We start from the raw sequence: 25,029 nt of genomic DNA, 5'->3' as shown, positions 1-25,029 counted from the left end.
TATGATATCTTTAATTACGTATGCAACTATTAGTTCTTATTTCATTTTAAGAAGAAAAGGAGCAATGATTATGTTCGCAGGATATTTACGACCTCTACATGATTTAGATATAGATGAGCAATATACTTACTTAAAAGATTGCGATATATACTTTCAAGAAGCACATACCTCACCAAAAAGAAGAAATAAATTAAAGGATTTATTAAACCATTTGCAAAAAGGTGATACAGTGATTGTCGCTAGACTGAACGTATTAGCTGACTCCACTAATCATCTCGCAGAATTATTAAATGAGTTAGATGAGCGAAAAATCTATTTCCAAGCAATACATGAAGAAATCGATACAGGTGATGAAACGGGTAAGCATTTCTTACCAATGTTAAATAAGCTTATTTCCTTTCAAAGTGACGTAATCAGTGAAAATACCAGAAGGGGATTAACAAAAGCAAAAGAAAATGGAAAATCGAGTGGTAGACCAAAAAAGCCTGATGAGAATGTTAAAAAAGCGATCGAAATGTATCAAACAAAAAATTACACTTTATTAGAAATTAAAGAACAAACAGGGATCAGTAAATCTACATTATACCGATATTTAGAACAATTAAGTTAAAAACAACTGATTCAATGGCATACTAATAAAAATAGTTATTTAATAGTTTGTTTATCTACAAGTCCAACAGGGAATAACATGACTATCCGAGAAAAAGGAGAGGTTTAAATGGACGGTAATAGAGAAGCTTACTATATCAACCTTGAAAACGGTACAATACTTGACACAATGGATGGTCATGATTGGCAGTTTAGAGTATATGCAACAGGTGCTGAAATTGCTGAGCTAAACCGCTTTTTAGATGAGAACTATAATGCAGAGTTAAAAACCTTTGCTAGAGCTCAAGTTCCTTTTCTTGAGTATCATAAAAAATCGCCTAACCCTGAATATGATCAAATTTTGATGCGTCTTTATGAGATGATCTATCAATTAGGTGATCAAGAGGCAAAAAATCATATAAAAGAGATGAATATTATCGATACTGATAAGATATAAAAAGAAGCCACCTTCAATAGGGTGGCTTCTTTGCTTCTATTAACTTTCGGACGACTTTTCTTCTCTTGTATACTTCTTCACTGCTGGAATAATGTCATTCCCAATAATCTCTATATTTTTCATTACATCAGCGAAAGGTACTCCACCAAAATCGATTTGTGCTAAAAACCTTTGCATCCCAAATAATTCATATTGATAGAGGATTTTCTCAATAATTTGCTGCTTACTCCCAACCATTAAAGCATCCCTTACATCCGGCGCTTGTGTGAATTGCTGAATAGGGTAACCCCCTCCACCTCTGATCGCTTGAAAGCCACCATTTAGATAAGGATACATTCCTTCAAGCGCTTCTCTAGTTGTATCTGCAACATAAAACAAACTCGTTGTTGCAATTGGATATTGGTTGGCTTGGAATCCATTCTCCTCTAACGTCTGGCGATAAGCATCTACCGATATTTTGAAATTATCTGCTGGACCACCTAATGTTGTTAATACCATTGGAATGCCCATTTTACCTGCTTTAACGGCACTAGCTGGTGGACCGCCAACACCTCTCCAAATAGGAAGTGAACCATTCAGAGGTCGTGGAAGCACTTCAGCATTATCTAATGGCGCACGGAATCTTCCCGACCATGTCACCCTTTCTTCCTCATTCAGTTGCTTTAATAAAGCCAACTTTTCCTCAAAGATATCTTCATAATGAGCCAAGTCTATACCCAATAATTGATAAGCTCCTACTCTAGAACCTCGACCCGCGACAATTTCAGCACGGCCACCTGAAAGCAAGTCAATTGTAGCAAAATCCTCATATACCCTAACAGGATCAGATACACTTAATACTGTTGCTGAACTTGATAATTTTATTTTTTTCGTTGCCTGGGCAATCGCACCAAGTACAACGGTATGTGCTTGAGTTGTAAAATAAGTTTGATGGCTCTCACCTAGGCCAAATACATCAATACCTGCTTCTTCAGCTAATTGACTTGCCTCAATGATTTCATTTAGTCTCTTTTGCGCGGATATTCGTTTGCCTGTTTTACCACTAGGAATGTGATCACCCAATGAGTACAAGCCGAACTCCAGACCATTCTCTTTATTTATCCGGTATTTTTCCATTATTCATTCTCCTCTATAGGTTTAAGCATCTTTTCTATTTCTTCTCGGCGTTCTTCGAGGAATGGCGGAAGATCTAAAGTTTCTCCTAAATGCACGAGATCGGTATCAATTGTGAACCCGGGACCATCTGTCGCAATTTCAAAAAGGATACCATTAGATTCTCTAAAGTATAGGCTTTTAAAATAATAGCGATCGATAATACCATTTGTTAAAAAACCTTTTTCTCTTACTTTACTTTCCCAATATTTCAGTTCCTCTTCGTCTTTTACTCGGATTGCTAAATGATGAACACTACCTCTTCCTGGTCTCTCATCTGGTCCATCTTTTTCAATCACCACAATTTCTCCGAACGGTTCTCCTGCTAATGATTGATAGACCGTTAATTTTTCTTCTCGATAAGAAATAGAGTAGCCAAACATATTCACTAGCGTGTCCTGTAACTTCTCGGGTCTTCTCACTGTCATTTCAACTGGGCCCATGCCCATAATTTGATGCTCCTTAGGGATAAGTGATTGAGACCAACCTCTCCAAAATGACAGGCTTTGCTCAGAGACAATAAGCACTAATTGCAAGCCATCGGGATCTTCAAATGATAGACTGGGGCGTTGCGTATATTCTGTAATTTCTCCATGTTTTACTTTTAATTGCTTAAAACGTTCAGACCAAAACAGTAAACTCTCATAGGATGGAACAAGTAATCCAATGCGGGTAATACTATTTGTTCCTTTATGGGTTCTACCTGCCATCGGTATTTCAAAAAATGTTAATTCTGTGCCTGGACTTCCGATTTCATCTCCGAAAAACAGATGATACATAGAGGGATCATCCTGATTTACAGTCATTTTAACCCGTCTTAAACCAAGTATATTCTTATAAAAGTGATTATTTTTATTCGCATCCTTTGTAATCATCGATGTATGATGATGACCTGCAATGTACGTCATTTAATCCTCTCCTATATAATGGATTTTTTCTTCTGATCACTATTTTTTTGTAGTTTTGATAATAACTGATAAAGAATCTTCTGCTCATCCTGTGATAGTGATTCATCAAAAAAGGAGGTTTGAAAATGTAATTGAGCCTCATATGCAGCAGCTAGTTTTGTCTTCCCTTTTGCTGTAAGAGAAATTTTTTTTGTTTTCCATTTTACTTCTTTTATAATCAATCCCTCTTTTTCTAGTTTTGAAAGCATTCTAGATACCCCCCCTTGGCTTACGGTTAATTTATCAGCTAGCTCTTGTTGGGTAATGGGTTCGTAAGCTGCTACCTGTGTAAGAACATCAAATTGGGAAGCAGTTAATTGATATTTTTTTAAAAACTCATTAGATAATAAGTTACTTTGATGTGTAAATCTAGCTATCCTCATCCATAATAAAGACCCTAAAGTATGCTTTTTCATTTTTAAAGTCACCTCGTTATATTTATCACTTTACCACTCAAATGATTTATCTTCAAGTGAAATATCTCGAATTAATAATATATTTTTTTCTATTTCATGCTACATTTACAAATAAAACGGGAAGTATGTACATATGAAAGGGGGAATGTAGTTATGAATACTGTAGCGATTATTTTAAATCCTAATGCAGGGAACAAGAAATTAATGAATCAAATTGAAGAAATTGAAACAGAATTAAAAGAAACTTTTACAAATGTGAAAATATATCAAACAAAACAGGAGGGTGACGGCGCTAAATACGTGGAAAAACTTGCGTCTTCAGTGGATTTAATTATCGGCGCTGGCGGAGATGGAACAATCTTTGAACTAGTCAATGCATTAGCACCATTGCAAGAGAGACCAGCATTTGCTATCTTACCTGGAGGCACATGTAATGATTTTTCAAGAACCATTGGCATAAGTCAAGAACCAATATTAGCCGCTAAACAGATTAAAGAAAAAAAGATAAAACAAATAGATATCGGTACTTTTAATAATCAATACTTTTTGAACTTCTGGGGAATTGGCTTAATTTCAAAAGTATCAGAGCAAATGGATAATAATAGTAAAAAACTTGGTAAAATGTCTTACTATATTCAAGCGTCTAAGCTTATTTTTCAAAACGAAGTCTTCCATTTAAAAATTGAAAGTGATCATTGCACCTATGATGATGATGCTGTCATGATGGTAATAGGAAATGGTTCTTATTTAGGCGGTATGCAATCCTTCTTTCCTCAAGCAAATATCCAAGATGGCTTACTTGATGTGTTAATTATTAAACAAGCCAGTATGCAAAATTTTTGGACCTGGTTCCAATCACAAGTAAAAGACGATTATCCAGATAAAAATAATGATGAAATCGTCTATTTCCGAACAAAATCATTAAAGATAGAAGCTCAACCAATTCAAAAAATTGATTGTGATGGAGAATTAATTGCCGAAACACCCACTTCAATTTCTATCTTACCTCAACATATGACAATGGTAGTCGGCGATGTTTGACTAGGAGAGTCTGCTCAACAAATATTTAGTAGGGCAGACTCTCTTGGCAACTCAGTAAGGATAAGTTTCTTATTTTAGTTGCTCTTGCTCAACTGCCCACTCCTTCCTGTATTCATTGTGAGGTGGGATAAAGACAGCTTCATGACTACCTCTTACGACTGAAAAATGATCAACATTATAGTGACCATGAAGGGTTTGATTATGGTGAGCAATTATTTTCTCAGCAGGTAAAACTGTTGAATCAATTGTCGAGTGTCCATCTTTAATTAAAGTAACATCAAAACCATTAACAGTTGCATATCGGACAGCTGTATCAATACAATATTCCGTTTGACATCCTGCAATAATTAGATGTTGAATATTCCTCTCTTTTAGGTAATTTAATAAACCAGTTTCGTAAAAAGCATTCGTCGCAAGTTTATTAAACATTTTTTTGGAAGATTTTTCAGGTACCTTAATTAAGTGATGTACTTGAAAGCCATCTCCACTCCCACCGCCTACATCTAGATCTCTTACAAATATAACGTCAATATCATTTTTCTCCGCTTGTTCAATTAATATATTTATTGTAGTAATCAGCTGCTCTTTTTGATAGACGGGCGTTTGACCGTTTTCCCCCTCAATTAATGCTTCTTGTGCATCAATTATTAATAAAACTTGATTCACTTCACATCTTCCTCTCTATTATTACTTAAACTATACTCATTCCTGCTCTGATTGAAATACTCCTTCTTTACTTAAAGAAAAATTGAAAATTAAATGAAGTTCTCTTTCTTCACTATCAATCAGGAAATTTGCACTGTATCTAGGAAAAAAATATAGGTATAATAATAAAGGTGGCAATAATGTAATGTATATAATAGACTGCCGTGCATATAATAATAGAAAGAAGGGACAACCTCTATTATTTTTCTTTAAAAAGGAGTTTTCATATATGCTTGATTCAATAGAAAGACAATTGATGGAAAGAGAATTGCATTTTTTGCAAGATATGAAAAAACATATTACTAACCCCCAAGATCCAAGAATTCATATTATCGATGAACATATCTCTCTTTTGCAAGAAGTGATCGATACTGATCAAGTTGTCGATTAAATGTGGTGGTTTCCCAATGTCAAAAAAACTTTCTAGAATCCGTAGTCTTTAAAAAACTTGTCCTTTTATTGCTTGAGCGAGACATTTATTTGATCCATAGATGTTTCTATGACAAAGAAAACTTCTAATTTCCTATGCCCTAAACCTACTTAACTCCTCCATTACCTACCCACTTTATACCTTTTCGTAACTATTGATTAATCAATACAAGTTCAATCTGTGCAGATTTTCCATGACTTTTTAAATAGGTGCTCAAATTCTAATAAGAAGAGTTCCCCTCCATATTCTTCCTATCATTTGTCCATAAAGAAACTGCACCTCCATTTGTTAGATTCTAACAATTGAGATGCAGTCCAATTTGTTCAGATGAATGATTCATCCTATGCTTCTATACATTTATTTGTGTCTTTTCATCACGATTGGCAACAGTGAAGAAGAGGGTAAAACCAATAAAGGATGTAACGAACAAAATGGCTCCCATCGGTATAGCTGTTGATTCATTCAACCCTACTAATGGAGAAACCGTCGCTCCTACCACAAGAGGAAGCATTCCTAAAATGGCACTTGCACTGCCTGCACGATGTCCTTGGAATTCCATTGCTAATGTAAACGAACTTGTCAAAACCATTCCCATTGAGAGCATATAAATAAAGATTGGAATGACGATTAATGCAAGCGGTCCTTTTATAATCGTCATCAAAAGTAAGAATAATGTCGACGATGCAGCGACTGTGACCGCGATTTTTAACAATTTTTTCTCTGTCACTTTTCCACCTAAACGACCTACGATGGTGCTCCCGGTTATAATTGCAAGTCCATTTATGCCAAATAGAATACTAAATACTTGCGGTGAAACACCATAAATCCCTTGATAAACAAACGGTGTACCTGAGACATAAGCAAAACTTCCTCCATGAACAAATCCAACGATTAAAGCATAGCTAATAAAAGAACGGTCTGTACTCAACTCTGCCATTGTCCGAAACGTGGATTTCAAAGAGCTTGGTCTACGCTTCTCTACAGGTAAGGATTCCTTAAGTTTTAAAAATACAATTAAGAAAATGATTAAACCTATGATTCCTAAGCTTATAAATATCCAATGCCAACTCGCAGAAGGAAAAAGCAAAATGCCTCCCCCTGCAATGGGAGCGACTAACGGAGCAACCGCATTAATGACCATCAATAGCGCAAAAAATTTCGTTAGTTCTCTTCCACTAAATGTGTCTCTAACAACCGCTCTCGATAAGACAACTCCCGCAGAGGCAGTAGCTCCTTGCAAAAATCTTGCAATAACAAGGGTTGTAATATTAGGGGCAACTGCACATAAAAAAGAGGCACCAGCAAAAAGTAGAATAGAAATTAAAAGTGGTTTTCTCCTTCCTTTTGCGTCACTAATCGGTCCAATCACCAATTGTCCAAAAGCCAAACCAATTAAACAAGCCGTTAAACTCAATTGGACCATAGAAGCCGATGTCTCTAAGTCCGAAGCAATACTCGGAAAGCTTGGTAAATACATATCTATATTTAATGGTCCTAATGTCGCTAGCATCCCTAAAAGTAATGCTAGTATCAATCGTTCTTTACCCTTTGGATTATGAGTCAATGAACTCCCTCCTTTCTAATATAGGTAAGAGCTCGACTAACTTATTGATTTCATAAGTGGGTGTAATGTCTGTGTCATTAGCTACTTTTGCAACATTCATCCAACAAGCATCCATTCCAGCAGCAAGACCACCTTTTATATCAGCTACTAAAGAATCACCAATAATGAGTGCTTTTCCACAATTAAACTGATCTATACGCTGGAAACAATAATCGAAGTATGCTTTCATAGGCTTATGAAAACCAGTTTCTTCTGAGATAAAGATATTTTTAAAATAAGGAAACAACCCGGAATCACGTAACCTGCGATTTTGCGTTTGCGCTACACCATTCGTCATAATAAAAAGTTCATATTGTGTCGATAGTTGTTGAATAAGCGAAAGCGCTCCATCTAATTGTTCATGTCCTTCGGATAAGAAATTGCGGTAACTCCGTTCCATTGTTAAGCCGTCTACTTGCTTTCCATGAAGTCGGAAGAACTCGGTAAATCTCGTGTTTAAAAGTTCCTCTTTGCCAATCTCTCCCCGTTCATGCGCATGCCATAACCCTTTATTAAAGCGGTGATAATCCCCTTTTATGTCATCAGTTAATACGATATTTTCTTGTTCAAACAAACGCTCTAATGCCCTTTTTTCCGTATGTCTAAAATCTAATAATGTGTCGTCCACATCAAAAAATAAATATTGATACTTTTTCATATATAGCCTCTCCTGTTGTTTCATTCATATAGGGACGAACCAGCCATTTCCCGCAGGCCCTCCCAATCTTTAATCTGAATCCATTTGTCTTTTCTTTCAACTAAACCAAGTTCACTAAACTGTTGAATCACTCGATTTAAGTGGCGATAACTCGTTCCAATGAGATTAGCAGTATCTTTTAAATTTTTTGTACTATGCATACCCGTCACTAATGAGTGTTCCTCATCAAATGAATGCGATAATAAATAGCTAGCTAGTCTGACTTCTACTGGATAAAGCACATTCAATTTTAAAAAATTTGACTTTGCATTAAATTTATCCGTAATAACCTTTAGCAAAAACATAAGAAACGGTGAATATTGTTCGCAATGTTTACGGAGAAATTTATATGGGATTTTTATAACTGTTACTGAAGATACCGCTTCAACTGTATTGATAATATCAATGTTTTGGATATATTCAATATCCCCGATCAACTCAATCGGTGTTTGAAATGAAAGTACAAGTGTTTTTCCTTCCATAGATGTTGTAAATACTTTTGCTTTTCCTTTTACTACGATGTACAATGCCTTCGCCTGTTCTCCTTGTCTACAAAGCTGCTCTCCCTTTTCTACAGTATGCAAGCTCAGATGAGGATACAGCCTTTCCGGTAACACCTCGTGCAGATTATATTTATCCATATAAAACTGAACGTCCACTCGACTCATGTCCAACACCCATCTCCTCTTCATTCCTTTTCTTATTTAAAGATAACAAACATTTTTTGAAAAGGACATATGTCCCAATAATTCGTACTTTAATAAAAAAATAACAATAAAGAATGTAAGGAATCGATTATTTTTTATGAAGAAATTGTGGGAGGATGTGAAAGGGGGACAAACAATAACCTACAAAAAACGTGAGCCAAATGAAATTTTATTTAAAATCCTCATTTGCTAAATCACCTGAAACTGTTATAGCAGTACGCGAACCATCGCCAACAGCAATCGCTACTTGAGAAGGAGATATAAATGCAGCGTCACCAGTCGCATACACACCAAATATAGTCGTCCGATTATGAGTATCACGAACTACTCTACCATTTACATCTTTCTTGCAGCCTAATCCATATAAAATGGTGCCATTATGTTCCCATCTTGGACTGACAAAAAGGGAATCAACCCTTTCAGTTCTACCATTTGTAAAGAGTATAGCAGAAAGACTTCCTGCTTCTCCAACTAATTCCTTAATCGGAAAATCTATGATAAGGATTTGTTTACTTTGTAACTGATCCCTTGTTCTACTATCTATCGGAAAACCATTAGTACATACTACTATATGTTTAGTTATTTGATGAATAAGTTTGATCAAATGTAGCGAACCAAGATGATCGTATAAAACAGCAATTTTCTTCTCTCTCAACTCCCAACCATCACAATAAAAACAATTATGCACACTTTTTCCATACAAAGAGGCTAATCCTTTAATTTGGGGTAGTCTTTCTCTAATTCCGGTTGAAACGATGATTTTTCTTCCTTCGAATACTTCTTTATCTAACGTCACTATAACGAAAGATTGGTCATTTTTCCTTGCATGGATTACTTCATGATTTTTTATTGTAACAGAAGGGTAATGCATGATTTCCTCATAAGCTGTCTGTCTAAACTGTTCTACTTCTATGCCATCACGTGTCAAAAAACCATGTGAATAGGTGGTAAATCGGTTCCTCGGACGATGATGATCAAGTATCAGTACAGTTCTATTTGCTCGACCTAATACTAAAGCTGCGCTTAACCCCGCAGGACCACCGCCTATAATGATACAATCATACATCATGCTCGTCCAACCCCCTTATATATCATTCAGTAAAAGCTACTTTACCATCCTATGCAACGGCATTTTAAAATATCCTCTCCTTTTACTTAGAATCATATTTTGCATTCGAACATCGTTAATATTAATAACTAAACTGAATTCCATCAAAAAAATCTAAGTAATCGTGATGATGCACTGAAAAAGAAATGAAGAAAACATTTGAACTATTTTTTTGGAAATACTCACGATAAAAGTCCCCCATTATACAAAAATTCTTGTTCTTCTTTGTTATTCTAAGGAAATTCTATAACAAAAACCCTTCTTTTCTCCTCTATCAAAAAAAATAGAAAATAGTTACTATTATGTTGAAAAATAGATTATTTATTATATGGTTTCGAGTGAAGATTAAAAAATGAATACAGAGGAGTTGTGTCGATTTTGATAAGGAAAATTACTTTTTTATGTCTTACTATTATCCTCGTAATTTCTTCTTTACCAAGAATTTATCAGGCAGAGGCAGCAGAAACGAATCATTTTCCAAATCCTTTTAAAAGCAAAGTAGATATTCGCTTATTGGGGACGACTGATATTCACACCAACCTTTCCAACTACGATTATTATCAAGACAAAGAAGTGGAGGATTTCGGACTAGCAAAAACAGCCACATTAATTAAAGAAGCAAGGACGGAGGAGAGCAATAGCTTTCTTTTCGACAATGGTGATCTGATTCAAGGGAATCCATTAGGGGATTATAAAGCTAAGATCAATCCGATCAAACCTGGAGAATTACATCCGGTATTCCAAGCTATGAAGCTTCTAGATTATGATGCTGCTACTGTAGGGAATCATGAATTTAATTATGGATTATCATTTTTAAATGAAACATTAAATGATGCCCCCTTCCCTTATGTGAACAGCAATGTCTATCACGTAAAAAAAGGGAAAGGGAAGGAAAAGCAGTATTTCCAGCCATACAAAATCATTAGAAAAATAGTAAGAGATGAGAGGGGATTTCCTCACTTATTAAATATCGGTGTAACTGGTGTTGTGACACCACAAATAACTGAATGGGATAGAGCGAATTTAGAAGGGAAAGTCTATACGAAAGATATCGTCCAATCTGTTAAAGAAACCATTCCTAAAATGAAAAGAGCCGGTGCCGATCTAGTTATTGTCCTCGCTCATTCTGGAATGGGAACGGAAAATTATACAGAGATGGATGAAGATGCTACATATGCGCTAACAAAGGTAAAAGGAATCGATGCTATTATTTCTGGTCATAACCATAAGCTCTTTCCAGGAGACTTTTCAGACTTACCAGGAGTGAATGAAGAGAAAGGGACAATTAATGGTGTACCCGTTGTTATGCCTGGTAACTGGGGTAATCATTTAGGCGTCATTGATTTATCACTTACCACTTCCTTTGGACATTGGAAAGTAAACAATGTCCAGTCTGAATTGCGAAGCGTATATAATTCAGAAAGCGAAACCAATACAATTGCCGATCCAGACATACTCGATGCCATCCAACTTTCTCATGCACAAACTTTAGAATATGTAAGACAACCTGTTGGCAATACGACTGCCAATATTCATAGTTACTTTGCATTAATAAAAGATGATCCCTCCATTCAAATTGTTACAAATGCACAGAAATGGTATTTAGAAAAACAACTAGCTGGCACACCAGAAGAGGGTACTCCGATTTTATCTGCTGGAGCTCCTTTTAAAGCTGGCGGACGTAATGGAGCAAATTATTATACTTATATACCTGAAGGAACGATAGCGATTAAAAATGTCGCTGATTTATATTTGTATCCAAACACGGTTGCAGCCATTAAAGTCACCGGCGCTGATATAAAAGAATGGTTAGAAATGTCTGCTGGTCAGTTTAATCAAATCTTACCTGGTGAGGAACAAACACAACCTTTAATAAATGAGCAATTTCCAACATATAACTTTGATGTGATAGACGGAGTCACTTATGAAATTGATGTAACAGAGCCTGCCAAATATGATACTGAAGGAAAGTTGATCAATGAAAATGCGAATAGAATCAAAGGTTTAAGCTATAATGGTTCACCGATTAATCTTGAGCAAAACTTCATTGTAGCGACTAATAATTATCGCGCAAGTGGGCAGTTCCCAGGTGTAAGAAACCAACAATCAGTTACTATGTATCCAGATGAAAACAGACAAGTAATCATTGATTACATTCTTGAGCAAGGCACCATCGATCCTACGGCAGATAATAACTGGACATTCACGTCTGTTTTAAATACACCAAATATTCAATTTGAATCGTCCATAGAGGCTAAAGATTTACTTAATGAAAATAGCCCCATTCAATATATTGGGCCAAGTAATAATGGATTTGGTCTATACTCCATCACAATAGAATAGAGAAGTATTGTTTTATAAAGAGGCTTCGAGTAATTCTCTTAGCCTCTCTATTAAACTAACAATCATTTGAGAGGAGCGATTTTACATCAGATGACTACGACAAAGAACTTTTCTATCTTGCCCGAAGAGAATCGATTAAATAATATTCACCTCCACCAGATACTCCTAAATATTTCTGATGGCTGCTATTATTTAAACAAGGATATGCAACTTTTATTTGTTAATCGTTCAGCAGAAAATATGTTTAATATCGTAAAAGACGAAATACTAGGCAGAAATATTTGTGAGGCTATACCAGATTTATGTAGGAAAGTATGTAAACAGTTATATCAATCATACAAGAAGCAAAGAGGGATTAGTTTTGACCTCTCATACGCAAATACTAATTATTTTAAAGTGAAAACAATACCCGATACAAAAGGTCTTCTAGTGATTATGCAGGATATAACAGAGACGAAGAAAGAAAATGAAAGAAGAGCTTATTATGAAAAATTACGGTTGATTGGGGAAATGGCAGCTGGTGTAGCGCATGAAGTGCGTAATCCACTAACAACTGTGAAAGGCTTTCTTCAGTTAGTAGAAAAAAATGAAGATTTACTAAAATACCAAGAAATTTTTCTATTAATGATTAATGAAATTGATCGTGTCAATTCCATTATTAGTGAATTTCTAGATATGGCCAAGAATAAGCCTAGTCGAAAAGAGAAGGAACATCTCAACGAAATTATTCAATCTATCTATCCATTGCTAGAGACGAGAGCCATTAAAGAAAATAAAAAAATCCATCTTCAGCTGCACCCTTTACCACTATTAAATTTAGATCAAAACGAGATTCGTCAATTAATTATTAATATGGTAAATAATTCTTTAGATGCAATGCATGCGAAAGCATCTATACATATCAGTACATACTTAGATCGTGGTCAAGTCGTATTATCTATAACAGACGAAGGTACAGGAATTGCCCCTGAAGTAATGAACAAGATTTCTACCCCCTTTTTTACAACAAAAGAAAAGGGAACTGGTCTAGGGCTAGCTATCTCGTTTGCCATTGCCAAAAGAAATAATGCTAATATTGATTTTACTACAGACTCTTCTGGGACAACCTTTTCCATTCGTTTCACGATTCAAGATCATTACTAATTATTCAAAGGGGTTGATTTTCATTCAACCACTTTTTTTATTCCCAAGTTCTGCTGCGATTAATTTCACTCTTTTGTACAAAGGCTTTCTCTAAATCTATATCTAATTTATTCGCTAGCTCGCACACATTCCATACTACATCATATAGCTCTAAACCTAGGCGTTCTTTCACCACTTCCTTATCCTCTTCCCATGAAAGTGATAATACTTCCTTTGCCACTTCACCTACCTCCGTCATTAGAAAGAGTGCACGAGCCTCGACGCTGTTTTTATCAAAGCCTTTTTCTTTACTAAATTGTCCAACCTCTTTTTGTAACTCTGCTATATTAATCATTCGATGCTTACCTACTCCCATGTTTTATTCAATTGCTCGCGATAAAAATGAATCGCTTCTTGATAAGCAGTAATTGATTCATCCCTTGAAGTATTAGCCAATAATCTCAACAAATGATTCATCGCTAATTCATGTTCCCCTAAGTTATATAAAGTCATCGCTAAAAATGTCACTAGTGCTCCGTTATGGGGAAATTGATGGAATCCTTCCTCTAATACTGCTTTAGATTTTTCATATTCTCCTAACGTTCTAAGTGTACTGCCTAAACCAATATAAGCCCCTTCCAGGTCCTCTTTCAATCCTTTTTGAATGGCTTTTTCATAGAGGGGCACGGCTTTTCTTTCTTCACCGAGCAAGTCGTAACTCCAAGCACTTTGGTATAAAAGGTTTGCATCATCGGGAAAAGATTCCAACATCTTCAAAAAAAGCTGATTAGATAATAACCATTCACCTTGCTTTCTTAATCTTAACGCTTCCATTATCTCATCTTGCATACTTGCCTCCTCCCTTCATTTAGACTCTATGAGGCAGAATGTTTAAATAAATCCAGGGATTATAATGTATTTCCACCAGCTTCAATTTTATTTTATTTTTCCGACGATCACTTCAAGGTCAACCGTAATTTGATTATGATCACCCTCAATAAATAACCTCTTCGTATTTTCTTGCCCACTCCATGTGAGGGGTGTCATTTTTACAAGTTGTTTCTTCTCTTCACTACTAAGTTCTACAGTGTAATGCAAACTTTTTTGACTGATAACATGAAAATGTTCTTTAAACAATTGTAGTATCTCTTGATTATCATAGTGATTATTTTTCGATAACGCACTTCTTAACTCAAATAAATAATTAGGACGGGGGACAACCTTAATTACGATGCCACCCTCTCGTAACACCCTTTTAAACTCCTGATAATTAGAAGGTGATAGAATATTTAATAGCACATCTACAGAATGGTCGGTGAAGGGTAGATTCGCCAAATCCCCAACAAGCCATATCCACTCATCATCATTGCCCGCTGCCATTTTAACTGCTTCTTTAGCAATATCTAAACCGACTCCTACATACTTTTGCTCAGTTACATTTAGCTTTTCTAAGATCATATGTAAATGCGAGCCTTCACCGCAACCAGCATCAGCAATCATCTGTCCTGGACTAAGCTCCTTTATATGCGAAATGATTAATTGTTGTAACGGATTGTATAGTTTTGTTTTTGTGATGATTTGTTTTCTTGCTTCAAATAACTCCTTATCATAATGACTGTTTACTTTATGAGTTAGGACGTTGATATAGCCCTGCTTTGTAATATCAAAACTATGAAGGTGGCTACAGATTAGTCGGCTATTGTCTTCTACCTTCAAATCTCCCTTACAAATAGGACATCTTAATGGTGAATGCAAACGTGTTATTTGCTCAATTCTCTTCTGCTTTTTATTCATGGTTCATTCCTTTCTCAATTTAGTGGGTTATATAGTTAACGTCGAACTAATAATACGCCTCCACAATGAGAGATTTGCTTATAATCTACTTTAAACTTTAATGCTATTAATTCTTCCTTTATTTCCTCATAGACGGTATAAAATTCACTATGATCCCAATCCTCATAACTTCTGTTTTTACATTGATCATGCGCACTTCTTGTTTCAAAGGCAATATCTCCAATAATAATTGACCCTCCTTCATGTAACGAAAAGGAGAGCTGTTGAATCCATTCAATTTTTTTTCTATCTGTTACATGATGAAGTGCATAGGTAGAGATAATGGTATGAAATTTTTCCTTCTCAAATTCGAATGGAAGACCTTCTTCCATATTTTTTTGAAAAAGATTAGCGTTAGGCATTTTTTCCTTAGCAATGGCTATCATTTCTTTTGAGAAATCAATTCCATAGATGTTATGACCGTCATCGTACAATCGCTTTGTTAATGTCCCCGTGCCAAACCCAACATCTAAAATGGTTGATGACGGTTTATGTCCTGCCATATGATATACAAGATTAATTACATCTTGATAACCAGCAAAAGGATAAGCCTCTTTTCCCTCAGATAATCTTACGGATTGATTATAATCCTTCGCCCATTCATCGAACCCTCTATGATTTAATACCAATTAACATTCCCCCGTACCTCTATTATTTTGTCACCTGCACATATTTAATAATTACTTCCTGTTTCATCTCGAACACTTCTCTCCATTTTGAATATTTTTAGTTTATCACATGCCACGTGAATAGTGGGATAACCGGTAATAAATTGCTTTAATACTGTCTCGACAAAAGTTTTGTGAATGAACGAATACAATAAGACAATCTTTATTATTCAATTATAAATACCATAAGCAGTTTGATTAGAAACTCCCCCGCGCAAATTAGTTGAGGAATAATTTATAATTAAAATGGATGGTGTAATAAAATTTCTATGAATGTTTAAAAGTATCTCATTGTAAAGGAGATTTTGGAATTGAGAATACCGATTTATCAAATTGATGCATTTACTAATGAACGTTTTAGAGGAAACCCAGCGGCGGTATGTCCGTTAAATGAGTGGATCAAGGATGAACTCATGCAAAAAATTGCAAATGAGAATAATTTATCTGAAACAGCCTTTTTTGTAAAAAAGGAGAATGAATATGAGTTAAGATGGTTTACTCCAAAAGGAGAAATAGATTTATGTGGGCATGCCACATTAGCATCAGCTTATGTCATAAACTCATATTTAGATGAGAATTTAAAAAATACAAAGTTTACAACTAAAAGTGGAGTTCTAGAGGTTATTAATGAAGACGGCCTTTATACTTTATGTTTCCCTTCAAGAAAAGGGAAACAATCTAATCCCCCAGAAGCTTTGATTAAAGGTTTAGGTAAAGTACCTGAAGAGGTCTATAAATCTAGAGATTACATGGCAGTATTTGAGACAGAGCAGGATATTTTAACTCTTGAATTAAATATGGATGAACTAAAAAAATTAGATGGTTTTGGTGTAATAGTGACAGCTAAAGGAAAAGAAGTAGATTTTGTATCAAGATTTTTTGCTCCAAAGGCTGGAGTAGACGAAGATCCCGTTACAGGATCTGCTCATTGTACTTTAGTTCCTTTTTGGAAAGATAGATTGAATAAAGATAAGCTTATCGCATTACAATTATCAGAAAGAGGAGGAAAACTATATTGTACTGATTTAGGTGAGATTGTAAAAATAGCTGGAGAAGCTGTAGCTTATTTAGAGGGGTATATAGAGGTTTAAAAAGAGTTTCTAAATTTATGTTCTCCAACAACAGACAGCGTTAGCACAACCATAAATGATTTTGGTTGTTATTGTAAATGAGGCCATTTGTTGTACAAAGGGAGGATAGATTGAGCATATTTTCTATACTCAACTATCCTCTTTAAACAAGTATTATATCCATTAATATCAATAGTATATTAGAATGCTGCTGTCCAACCAGCATCAGCAGTAATGACCGTACCATTCACGAAGCTAGATTCATCCGAAGCTAAGAATAAAGCCACTTTCGCAATTTCTTCCGGCGTACCAACACGTGGCATGACTGCAGACGCTAAACTTGTACGACTCATTCCGAATTCATTTGGTTGTTTTAAGGCTGACGCAATATTTGTTGCCACCCCACCCGGTGCAATAGCATTACAACGGATTCCTTCTTTTGCATACATGAAACCAGTGTTTTTTGTTAAGCCAACAACTGCATGCTTAGATGCACCGTAAGCTGCACCAGCATGCGCACCGTTTAAACCACCTGTTGAAGCTGTGTTTACAATCACGCCTTTTCCTTTTTCGAGGAAAATCGGAATAGCTTTGCGCATAGCTCGCATCACACCTTTTGTATTGATATCAAAGATAAGATCCCATTTTTCATCTGTAATATCTCCTACAGGTTCCATTGCATCCATGATACCTGCATTATTGACTAGAATATCTAACGTACCGAATTCTTTTACCGCAGCATCAATCATTCCTTCAACTTCATCTAATTTAGCAATATTCACACTAAGAGCTATTGCTTGACCACCATTTGATTTAATGGTGTCCACAACTGCTTCTACACCCTCTTTATTTAAATCGGCTGCAACCACTTTTGCACCTTCTTTTGCGTATAACTCAGCAATTGCTTTTCCCATACCAGATGCTGCACCTGTTACAATGGCTACTTGATCTTTTAGTTTCATAGAAAATTACCCCTTTCATTTATGCACTTTCATTAAAGCGCTATCAAAATAGTTTGTACTCTTTCAGTTTAATCTTCTATAATTTAAGTAACAATATGCAAAACAGATAGCATTTGTTCAATAATAAATACATTGGCTATCACTTGTATATTAATAAAAGTTAATCAACAAAGGGAAGGTGAATTGTTGATGAAAAATGATCGAAGAATTCATAAATCTAAAAAAGGGCTAAAAGATGCTCTTATTACTCTAATGGCTGAAAAAGAGTTTGAAAAAATCACAGTGACTGACCTTGTACAAAAAGCGGATTTAAATCGCGGCACCTTTTATAAACATTTTCAGACGAAAGAAGAATTATTGGAAGAATTAACTAACGATATACTAGATGACCTTATTCGGAGCTATCGCGAACCATATATCGGCATTGGAAAATTACATATTGAAAATTTAACAACATCAAGTGTAAAGATTTTTGAACATGTATATCAATACGGAAGTTTCTATTCAGTTATGATTCATTCTCACGCACTCTCTGGATTTCAAGATAAGATTATTTCCGTTTTAACACAGCTTTCCTATGATGAAATTGGCTTTGATCATATCCCAAATGCCATTAATCATGAATTATTAACAAACTATCATGTATATGGCCTCTATGGACTTATTATTTCCTGGGTAAAAGGAGGCTTTAAATATAGTCCGACTCATATGACGGAACAGTTGATAGAAATGCTGAATTATACCTCTAAGCTGCCAATCGTTAATATTAAACAGAAGGAAGAAAGAAAACCTTAAAACATTCGGAAGTCAGGGCGCTACTTTTACGCCATTAACTATTTGTATTTATTAAAAATTCAATTCGCTCACCTGAAGGATCCGGTAGCATCTGATCTATAAATAATGGTTAAAGAAAATAACTCGGCGACTTGACACTACTTTTAGTCGCCTACTCGTCAGGTATCCAATTAATTTTTTCTACCGCCATGGATTTTTGACGCGGTTCTTGCCTTTGCCAATCAAATTTTTCTCTCGACACGGATTTTTGACGCGTTTCTTACCTTTGCCAATCAAATTTTACCCTCGACACGGATTTTTGACGCGGTTCTTGCCTTTTTGCCAATCAAATTTTACTCACGACATGGATTTTTGACGCGGTTCTTGCCTTTGCCAATCAAATTTTCCTCTCGACATGGATTTTTGACGCGGTTCTTACCTTTTCCTATCAAATTTTCCTCTCGACACGGATTTTTGACGCGGTTCTTACCTTTTCCTATCAAATTTTACCCTCGACATGGATTTTTGACGCGGTTCTTACCTTTTCCTATCAAATTTTTCTCTCGACACGGGTTTTTGACGCGGTTCTTACCTTTTCCAATCAATTTTCACCATCGACATGAATTTTTGACACGCTCCCCCCTATTCTGATCATCATCAAATGCACTAAATGCGAACTGGAAAGAACAAACATCGAACTGCCCACTGCCCAACTTGCACAGCAAATAAAAAAAACTCGAACACTGTATTGTTCGAGTTCAAATGATGCTAAGATCGCATACTTAATTACTTCAAATTAAAAATAATCCCTACTAAAGAATAAATAATTACCGTTGAAAAAAGGACTGTCATATGGATAAGTGAATAGGCGAATAAAGCGTTTGCCCATTTCTTCGGATCCATCTTCTTATAACCATAGATACTAAGAATTAACCAACCAATACCAAGTAACAATGATACAAGCGTTAACCCAGGGCTTAATGGCCAAAATAAAAAGCTTGTTAAAATTAACAAAACAAGATAGACATTTGTCTGTAAATAGGTGCGACGTATTCCTTTTACAACAGGTAACATCGGAACATTTGCCGCTTTATAGTCATCATGTTTACGAATGGCAATCGCATAAAAATGTGGCATTTGCCAAATAACTTGAATGACGAACAAGCCTAATATTGCCGGGTGTAAAATATCTGGATGAATAGCAGCCCATCCAATTAAAGGAGGCATTGCTCCGGAGATACTCCCAACTTCCGTATTATAAATGGTTCTTCTTTTTGTCCACATAGTATAAGGTACAACATAAAAAAACCAACCTAAAAAACCGAGCAATCCTGCTAGCGGAGTTGCTAATGATAACAAAATAATACCTACTAATCCCATCACTGTCGCTAGAATTAACACTGATTTAGTAGTAATATCTCCTGTTACTGTTGGCCTAGTCTTCGTACGCTCCATGATAGAGTCAATATCTCTATCATAAATATTATTGAAGGCACCGGCAGAGCCGATAATAAAAATAGAGCCAAATAAGGCAAATAATATTGCTGGTATCTTGTCTAAAATACTATAATCATACGTATATAAGGCTAGCGTTAACCCTGCGAACATCGGAAACAAATTGGATTTTATAATCCCTGTTTTAATGGTAGCAGCTAGAATTCTTGTAATTGGTTGACGCTTTTCGAGTTGCTGCATTGAATTATTCATGCTAATACCTTTCTCCATAACAAGAGGAACTTTCCCTTCCATAAGAAATTTCAATTATATTGTAACACTAAAAAAGTATTTATAACTTTTTAAGTAAACCTTTTCACAATATCTTCAAAAAGAAGTGACAATCTATAGCTATAAAAATACAACCTCTTCCATTATAATCATAAGAAAGACATTTGACTAGATACCCCTAGATGATTGAATAAGTATGAGAAAAGGAGAACCTCATGACTGTATTATACGGCATTATAATCTTTTTACTCATTGTTGCTATTGTTGGTACTTTGTTATTGACAAGTCGCAGTGATGACAATTATCGATCTTCTACAAAGAAAAACAGTAGAAACCTTTCACTTATATATATTATCCTGATTATCCTATCTATTATTGCACTAGGTTTATATATTATCATTTACTAATACTTCTAATGAAGGAGATGATTATGATCAACCAACAATTAACTGAAGTGACTACCATTCATACAATGCTCCCAAACTATTGGCCACATTTTATCGCTTCACCTTATGCCTATTATGATCATGAGTCTGTTTGTTTATATCATCATCCACATTTTAATGGTCAAGAAGTCATACTACCATGGAACAATCAATTTACGGGCTCTACCTCAATAATTTTCGAAAATGAAGTAACAGCCATTGTCGACATAAATAATCTTAATAAAGAGGAAGTATACGCCACCCTTATTCATGAGCTTTTTCATTGCCATCAATATCATAAGAAAGAAAAACGTTTTCCCAATGAATTAGTAGGAATTGCTTATCCTCTTGAAAGAGAAAATATTCAATGGAGAATCCAAGAAAGAGAGTGTCTTAACCACGCATTACGTATTACTAATATCAATAGACAAAGAGAAGCGATTCAAGCCTTCATATATTGGCGAGAAAAAAGAAAAGAGCAGTACAATGAGTTGGTACAGTATGAAAGCCGTATTGAAACAATTGAAGGACCGGCGTTTTTTATCGAATTCCTTGCATATAAAGATATCGTCAACCAAACAGATGAACTGGTACTTGAGCGTTATATTAAGTCATTAACAGACTACTCTATTATGACAAATAGAATAAGACATAGTTGCTATCCCTCAGGTTTAGCTCTTTGTTTATTACTTGAGAAATTCTCTCCACAATGGAAAGAAGGATTATTCGAACATCAACTAACTATTTATGAAATCTTACAAAAAGAATTTGAACCAATAGCTAGAGCACCAAAGAAAATGCATCTGCCATTTTCCTTAGACGATCTTATTCAGGAAGCTGAAATGAATAAAGAGCTTGAAATTAGCAGTTTTAAAAAAACAAATGGGTTCCTTCTAACACTGATAGGCAAAGGAAGGATTCAACAATTTGACCCTATGAATACCATACAATCGCATAAAAACTTCCTTCATAAAAACGGTATGACCATACGTCTTCAACAGCAGTCCATATATTTTTCACGACCTGTATTAGCCTTAACAGAAAATAGATTAAACGATGTGTTACAGCTACAATTTGTCATTAATCACCCTCCGGAACAGACAATAGATGGCATCTTTATAGAAGGGATTGGTCATTTTTTGGGAGAGATCAAGCAAGTGGGTAATAACATCTATATCATATTAAGTAATTAACCTATGAATCAATATTGAACAAAGTTTTGGAGAATTTTCTTCCCCTTATCCCATATCATCTTTAGCGCGTTTTTCCTTAGCGAATGACGCCTAATTTTTTTCTGCTCGGATCTTCTTTTTAGCTACAATTCTCCCTTTTTTTTCTTCTTGAGTAAGATATACATCTGTTTTATATTTTCACGTAATCAATTTCCACTTACAATGAACGGCAGATTACATTGAGATTATTTCAAGCGACATTTCTACTTTTACGGCCATTCCATTTTCACTTCTATAACCTGACCCTTTATCTCTTTTTTATAAATCACAAACCTCATCCTTTCCAAAAATAATTGCCTTGGTATCAATGACCAAGGCAAAACATCATTCATTATCTTAAGGGGTCATAAGGAGTAAGATCAAATGGTAAAGTATGATTCAAAGCGATTTCACTAGCTACTACGCCTATGTAAGGCCCCATTGTTATCCCCGAAGGCCCCAAGCCTGTGGCTATAGTGACATTATGATGTCCTTGCAGTATACCTAATAACGGAAGGGTGTCGGGTCCCATTGGTCTAAAACCTACACGCATCTCGGAAATTGAACTATTTTCTAATGATGCTGCCATCTCCAGTCCTGCTTCAATTACTTCTTTCACTCCTCCAGCTGTCAATCGATAATCAAATCCTGCCCCCGTTTCTCTCGTTGCACCTACAACGATTCTTTGATCATCAAAGGCAAGCATATAGTAACTAGAATCCGGTATAACAACTGGCCAGTCTGAAGTAATATGTTCCTTTACACCGAAATGAATAATTTGCCCACGTTGTGGTTTAATAGCAATAGAACAATGAAGGGGTGAAAGAAACTCATTTGTCCATGCGCCAGTCGTTACAATGATTTGGTCACACGCATATAATTCTCCATTTACCTCTGCACCAACTACATGCCCATTCTTTAGAGTAAGACATGCTTTGCCTTCTACAAATTGAGCCCCATGTAAGGAAGACGCTCTTTGCATCGCTTGACAAAGTAAATGTGTATCCACTCTAGCTCCCCCACTCACATAAAGTGCTTGATATTCTATATTCAATAGCGGGAATAAACCTCGTGCTTCCTCCCCTGATAAGCGCTTAATATCTCCTACCTCAGGCGTAGCCGCAGCTCGTTTGCTCATTGCCTCCGCTTGAAATTGTTTTATTACCTCATCCTCTTTGCTTATTGCCAGTGCACCAACCTGTTTATATCCTATATCCCATTCACCATCATTTTCTAATTCTTTAGTGAGCTCTCCATAATACAAAGCTCCCCTTCGAGCCAATGTATACCAATCTGGATGTTTATGATGAGTAATCCATGGACAAACAATTCCAGCTCCTGCAGCAGATGCCCTACCTTCGTGGTTCGCATCAATTACAGTAACATTGATGCCGTTTCTACTTAAATGATAAGCAGCACTCGCTCCAACTATGCCTGATCCGATAATGATCACCTTAATTGTTAACATCTCCTTAATCAAACTGTGATATTTGCCGTTTTTTTATGAACGGCACCCTTTTTTTGAGAGGATTCACTATGTATACATATACTAATATAAAGGCTACTTCAGAGGTCCATTACAAATTTTATAGAAGGAGGAATGTCCATTGATATCTTTTAAAGTTCTACTTATCCTTCTCATCTTTTTATTTTCGATCTTGATAAGCTTACTTTTCAGAAAACTCACCTTTCAGTACTTTGATAGCATTGTCTTTCTTCTCATATCTATCGCCTCTTGCATTTCTATATTTTTCCTAAAAGGGAGTCATCAATATTTCTTCCTAATAGCCTGCATAAGCAGCTTTTTGCTTTCCTGTATATATTTTTTTCTCTCATTCTATGAATAAGAATTATATATTTTGTTTGATTGTTAAAAACATTTTTTCTATTACTGTTTCTGGTATAACCGTAACTGCATCACCAAAACTAATTTCAGCAAAATACTCGTTATCTTTCTTTTGAACTCTAGATGTGATACCCACACCGCATTCCTCATACACCAATTTCAACAATTGTTCTATATCCTCGATGTCTTTTTCAAAATAAAGATGGAACATATTTGATTGGGGTATTTTTGGTTTTGTATATAAACCATTTATTTGATTAAATCGCACAGCGAAGAATCGTGATATTTCATAATATCTCTTCATTTTATCTTTTCTTTTTTCATAATAATAGTCTGCTGGAATGATATAAGGGTAAAGACTAATGAGATCTCCGCCGAACCTTTTTTTCCAAATCTTTGCTTCTTCAATAAAAGACTCATCACCTGCTAAAATTGCTCCAGCTATCCCACCTACACCTTTATAAAAAGAAAGATATACACTGTCAAATAATGCACTTACTTCTTCTGCGCTCTTTTCATAATAAGGAAGCACTTCTAATAATCTCGCACCATCTAAATGTAGTTTAATATTATTCTCGCGGCAATGATTCGCCATTTGCAGAAGTTCTGAAAATGGGGGTACGGACCCGCCTATTTCTCTCTGCGGCAACTCTAATAACAATGCAGCGAACGACTCATCTAAGTGACTAATCTCTTCATAGCCTACAGGTCTACTTTCTTCACTGACGAATGTTACATCAAACTCGTGTAGCATCTTAGGGCCATCTTGTTCATGAATTTCTAGGTGGCATAATGGATGATAGGCAATTTTTTTTGATTGTTTTTTATCACTCCAGATTCTCAGAGCAATTTGTTGCGCCATTGTTCCACTCGGAAAGAAGACTGCTTTTTCTTTTCCTAATAATGTTGCCATCTTTTTTTCAAATTCTGCAATGATTTGACCTTCCCCGTAAAAATCGCTAGTGACATCTTCTGGTACATGACGGAAGGCTTCTTTAAGCACTTCCACTTGTCGCACTCCATGACCGCTTAAAGTGTAGAGTGATTTTTGATAAATATCTTGCAATAGTGTCAAAGGTAGCGACCTCCTTATTCTGAATTTTCATAAATTATTATAACATGCCTAGAGGTGATTGGTAGGTAGAAAACTTCGCGTTACGAAATGATTGTAGTTATTTTATCAAACTCTAAAAAATCTT

General features: G+C 35.5%; 26 protein-coding genes. 10 read left to right on the top strand and 16 right to left on the bottom strand.

Annotation, left to right across the window (positions count from 1 at the left end; genetic code table 11):
* Window position 1 precedes the first annotated feature (1 nt).
* Window positions 2-610, top strand: a complete 609-nt coding sequence (locus MKX83_RS06060; protein ID WP_341054596.1) for a recombinase family protein — start codon at window positions 2-4, stop codon at window positions 608-610.
* A gap of 108 nt (window positions 611-718) precedes the next feature.
* Window positions 719-1,045, top strand: coding sequence for a hydrolase (locus tag MKX83_RS06055; protein ID WP_095370262.1), 327 nt, complete (start codon window positions 719-721; stop codon window positions 1,043-1,045).
* A 39-nt stretch (window positions 1,046-1,084) separates the two neighbouring features.
* Here MKX83_RS06055 and MKX83_RS06050 read toward each other — a convergent pair whose 3' ends face one another.
* From MKX83_RS06050 to MKX83_RS06040, 3 genes are read right to left on the bottom strand one after another with little or no spacing between them, the layout of a single operon-like run.
* Window positions 1,085-2,161: an LLM class flavin-dependent oxidoreductase gene (locus MKX83_RS06050; RefSeq protein ID WP_341054594.1), complete on the bottom strand. Its 1,077-nt coding sequence runs from the start codon at window positions 2,159-2,161 to the stop codon at window positions 1,085-1,087.
* A complete protein-coding gene (locus MKX83_RS06045; RefSeq protein WP_095370264.1) occupies window positions 2,161-3,105 on the bottom strand; it encodes a ring-cleaving dioxygenase in 945 nt (314 codons plus the stop codon). The genes MKX83_RS06050 and MKX83_RS06045 overlap by 1 nt, the downstream gene beginning before the upstream one ends.
* 11 nt (window positions 3,106-3,116) lie before the next feature.
* A complete protein-coding gene (locus MKX83_RS06040; RefSeq protein ID WP_095370265.1) occupies window positions 3,117-3,560 on the bottom strand; it encodes a MarR family winged helix-turn-helix transcriptional regulator in 444 nt (147 codons plus the stop codon).
* Window positions 3,561-3,713: 153 nt separating this feature from the next.
* On the opposite strand from MKX83_RS06040, the gene MKX83_RS06035 reads away from it, so the two are divergent.
* Window positions 3,714-4,601, top strand: coding sequence for a diacylglycerol/lipid kinase family protein (locus tag MKX83_RS06035; RefSeq protein ID WP_307318637.1), 888 nt, complete (start codon window positions 3,714-3,716; stop codon window positions 4,599-4,601).
* Window positions 4,602-4,670: 69 nt separating this feature from the next.
* On the opposite strand, the gene MKX83_RS06030 is transcribed toward MKX83_RS06035, so the two are convergent.
* Window positions 4,671-5,267: an isochorismatase family protein gene (locus MKX83_RS06030; RefSeq protein ID WP_095370267.1), complete on the bottom strand. Its 597-nt coding sequence runs from the start codon at window positions 5,265-5,267 to the stop codon at window positions 4,671-4,673.
* Window positions 5,268-5,535: 268 nt separating this feature from the next.
* On the opposite strand from MKX83_RS06030, the gene MKX83_RS06025 reads away from it, so the two are divergent.
* Window positions 5,536-5,697 (top strand): hypothetical protein, encoded by a 162-nt coding sequence (locus tag MKX83_RS06025; RefSeq protein ID WP_157733771.1) that lies wholly within the window; start codon window positions 5,536-5,538, stop codon window positions 5,695-5,697.
* A gap of 388 nt (window positions 5,698-6,085) precedes the next feature.
* On the opposite strand, the gene MKX83_RS06020 is transcribed toward MKX83_RS06025, so the two are convergent.
* From MKX83_RS06020 to MKX83_RS06005, 4 genes are all read right to left on the bottom strand, one after another.
* On the bottom strand, window positions 6,086-7,300 hold the full coding sequence (locus tag MKX83_RS06020) for a Bcr/CflA family efflux MFS transporter (protein WP_095370268.1): 1,215 nt from the start codon (window positions 7,298-7,300) through the stop codon (window positions 6,086-6,088).
* On the bottom strand, window positions 7,290-7,997 hold the full coding sequence (locus MKX83_RS06015) for a YjjG family noncanonical pyrimidine nucleotidase (RefSeq protein WP_322909977.1): 708 nt from the start codon (window positions 7,995-7,997) through the stop codon (window positions 7,290-7,292). Before MKX83_RS06015 ends, MKX83_RS06020 begins: the two co-directional genes overlap by 11 nt.
* A gap of 20 nt (window positions 7,998-8,017) precedes the next feature.
* Window positions 8,018-8,704 carry a Crp/Fnr family transcriptional regulator gene (locus MKX83_RS06010; protein WP_095373514.1) on the bottom strand — a complete coding sequence of 229 codons (687 nt, stop codon included), beginning with the start codon at window positions 8,702-8,704 and terminating at the stop codon, window positions 8,018-8,020.
* A 208-nt stretch (window positions 8,705-8,912) separates the two neighbouring features.
* Window positions 8,913-9,812, bottom strand: coding sequence for an NAD(P)/FAD-dependent oxidoreductase (locus MKX83_RS06005; RefSeq protein ID WP_341054591.1), 900 nt, complete (start codon window positions 9,810-9,812; stop codon window positions 8,913-8,915).
* Between the two features lie 417 nt (window positions 9,813-10,229).
* Here MKX83_RS06005 and MKX83_RS06000 point away from each other — a divergent pair, with 417 nt between their 5' ends.
* The gene (locus MKX83_RS06000) at window positions 10,230-12,194 is read left to right on the top strand and encodes a bifunctional 2',3'-cyclic-nucleotide 2'-phosphodiesterase/3'-nucleotidase (RefSeq protein WP_322909975.1); all 1,965 of its coding nucleotides are present in this window, start codon (window positions 10,230-10,232) and stop codon (window positions 12,192-12,194) included.
* Window positions 12,195-12,284: 90 nt separating this feature from the next.
* Window positions 12,285-13,337, top strand: coding sequence for an ATP-binding protein (locus MKX83_RS05995; protein WP_095370272.1), 1,053 nt, complete (start codon window positions 12,285-12,287; stop codon window positions 13,335-13,337).
* A gap of 37 nt (window positions 13,338-13,374) precedes the next feature.
* On the opposite strand, the gene MKX83_RS05990 is transcribed toward MKX83_RS05995, so the two are convergent.
* The 4 genes from MKX83_RS05990 to MKX83_RS05975 all read right to left on the bottom strand — a co-directional run bounded on the left by MKX83_RS05990 (window position 13,375) and on the right by MKX83_RS05975 (window position 15,778).
* Window positions 13,375-13,668 (bottom strand): MazG-like family protein, encoded by a 294-nt coding sequence (locus MKX83_RS05990; protein WP_095373515.1) that lies wholly within the window; start codon window positions 13,666-13,668, stop codon window positions 13,375-13,377.
* A gap of 14 nt (window positions 13,669-13,682) precedes the next feature.
* Window positions 13,683-14,165, bottom strand: coding sequence for a tetratricopeptide repeat protein (locus tag MKX83_RS05985; protein ID WP_095370273.1), 483 nt, complete (start codon window positions 14,163-14,165; stop codon window positions 13,683-13,685).
* 87 nt (window positions 14,166-14,252) lie between these two features.
* Window positions 14,253-15,110, bottom strand: a complete 858-nt coding sequence (locus MKX83_RS05980; protein WP_095370274.1) for a putative RNA methyltransferase — start codon at window positions 15,108-15,110, stop codon at window positions 14,253-14,255.
* Between the two features lie 35 nt (window positions 15,111-15,145).
* Window positions 15,146-15,778: a class I SAM-dependent methyltransferase gene (locus tag MKX83_RS05975; RefSeq protein WP_341054586.1), complete on the bottom strand. Its 633-nt coding sequence runs from the start codon at window positions 15,776-15,778 to the stop codon at window positions 15,146-15,148.
* A 350-nt stretch (window positions 15,779-16,128) separates the two neighbouring features.
* Here MKX83_RS05975 and MKX83_RS05970 point away from each other — a divergent pair, with 350 nt between their 5' ends.
* Window positions 16,129-16,908 (top strand): PhzF family phenazine biosynthesis protein, encoded by a 780-nt coding sequence (locus MKX83_RS05970; RefSeq protein ID WP_095370276.1) that lies wholly within the window; start codon window positions 16,129-16,131, stop codon window positions 16,906-16,908.
* A 179-nt stretch (window positions 16,909-17,087) separates the two neighbouring features.
* Here MKX83_RS05970 and MKX83_RS05965 read toward each other — a convergent pair whose 3' ends face one another.
* Entirely contained in the window at window positions 17,088-17,849 is a 762-nt protein-coding gene (locus MKX83_RS05965; RefSeq protein ID WP_095370277.1) for an SDR family oxidoreductase, read from the bottom strand.
* 189 nt (window positions 17,850-18,038) lie between these two features.
* On the opposite strand from MKX83_RS05965, the gene MKX83_RS05960 reads away from it, so the two are divergent.
* On the top strand, window positions 18,039-18,644 hold the full coding sequence (locus MKX83_RS05960; RefSeq protein WP_233435297.1) for a TetR/AcrR family transcriptional regulator: 606 nt from the start codon (window positions 18,039-18,041) through the stop codon (window positions 18,642-18,644).
* Between the two features lie 765 nt (window positions 18,645-19,409).
* On the opposite strand, the gene cyoE is transcribed toward MKX83_RS05960, so the two are convergent.
* A complete protein-coding gene (cyoE, locus tag MKX83_RS05955) occupies window positions 19,410-20,330 on the bottom strand; it encodes a heme o synthase (protein WP_307317071.1) in 921 nt (306 codons plus the stop codon).
* Between the two features lie 233 nt (window positions 20,331-20,563).
* Between cyoE and MKX83_RS05950 the strand changes: the two genes are divergently transcribed.
* Both MKX83_RS05950 and MKX83_RS05945 read left to right on the top strand, forming a co-directional pair.
* Window positions 20,564-20,755, top strand: coding sequence for a hypothetical protein (locus MKX83_RS05950; RefSeq protein WP_095370279.1), 192 nt, complete (start codon window positions 20,564-20,566; stop codon window positions 20,753-20,755).
* A 23-nt stretch (window positions 20,756-20,778) separates the two neighbouring features.
* Window positions 20,779-21,966 (top strand): hypothetical protein, encoded by a 1,188-nt coding sequence (locus MKX83_RS05945; RefSeq protein ID WP_341054582.1) that lies wholly within the window; start codon window positions 20,779-20,781, stop codon window positions 21,964-21,966.
* Between the two features lie 370 nt (window positions 21,967-22,336).
* Here the strand turns inward: MKX83_RS05945 and MKX83_RS05940 are convergent, their stop codons facing one another.
* The gene (locus tag MKX83_RS05940) at window positions 22,337-23,437 is read right to left on the bottom strand and encodes an NAD(P)/FAD-dependent oxidoreductase (protein WP_341054580.1); all 1,101 of its coding nucleotides are present in this window, start codon (window positions 23,435-23,437) and stop codon (window positions 22,337-22,339) included.
* A gap of 397 nt (window positions 23,438-23,834) precedes the next feature.
* Window positions 23,835-24,905: a threonine aldolase family protein gene (locus tag MKX83_RS05935; RefSeq protein WP_340978132.1), complete on the bottom strand. Its 1,071-nt coding sequence runs from the start codon at window positions 24,903-24,905 to the stop codon at window positions 23,835-23,837.
* Between the last annotated feature and the right edge of the window lie 124 nt (window positions 24,906-25,029).

The sequence above is a fragment of the Cytobacillus sp. FSL M8-0252 genome (assembly GCF_038007345.1).
GTDB lineage: Bacteria > Bacillota > Bacilli > Bacillales > Cytobacillaceae > Cytobacillus > Cytobacillus kochii.
This window is presented reverse-complemented; position numbering and strand designations above follow the sequence as displayed.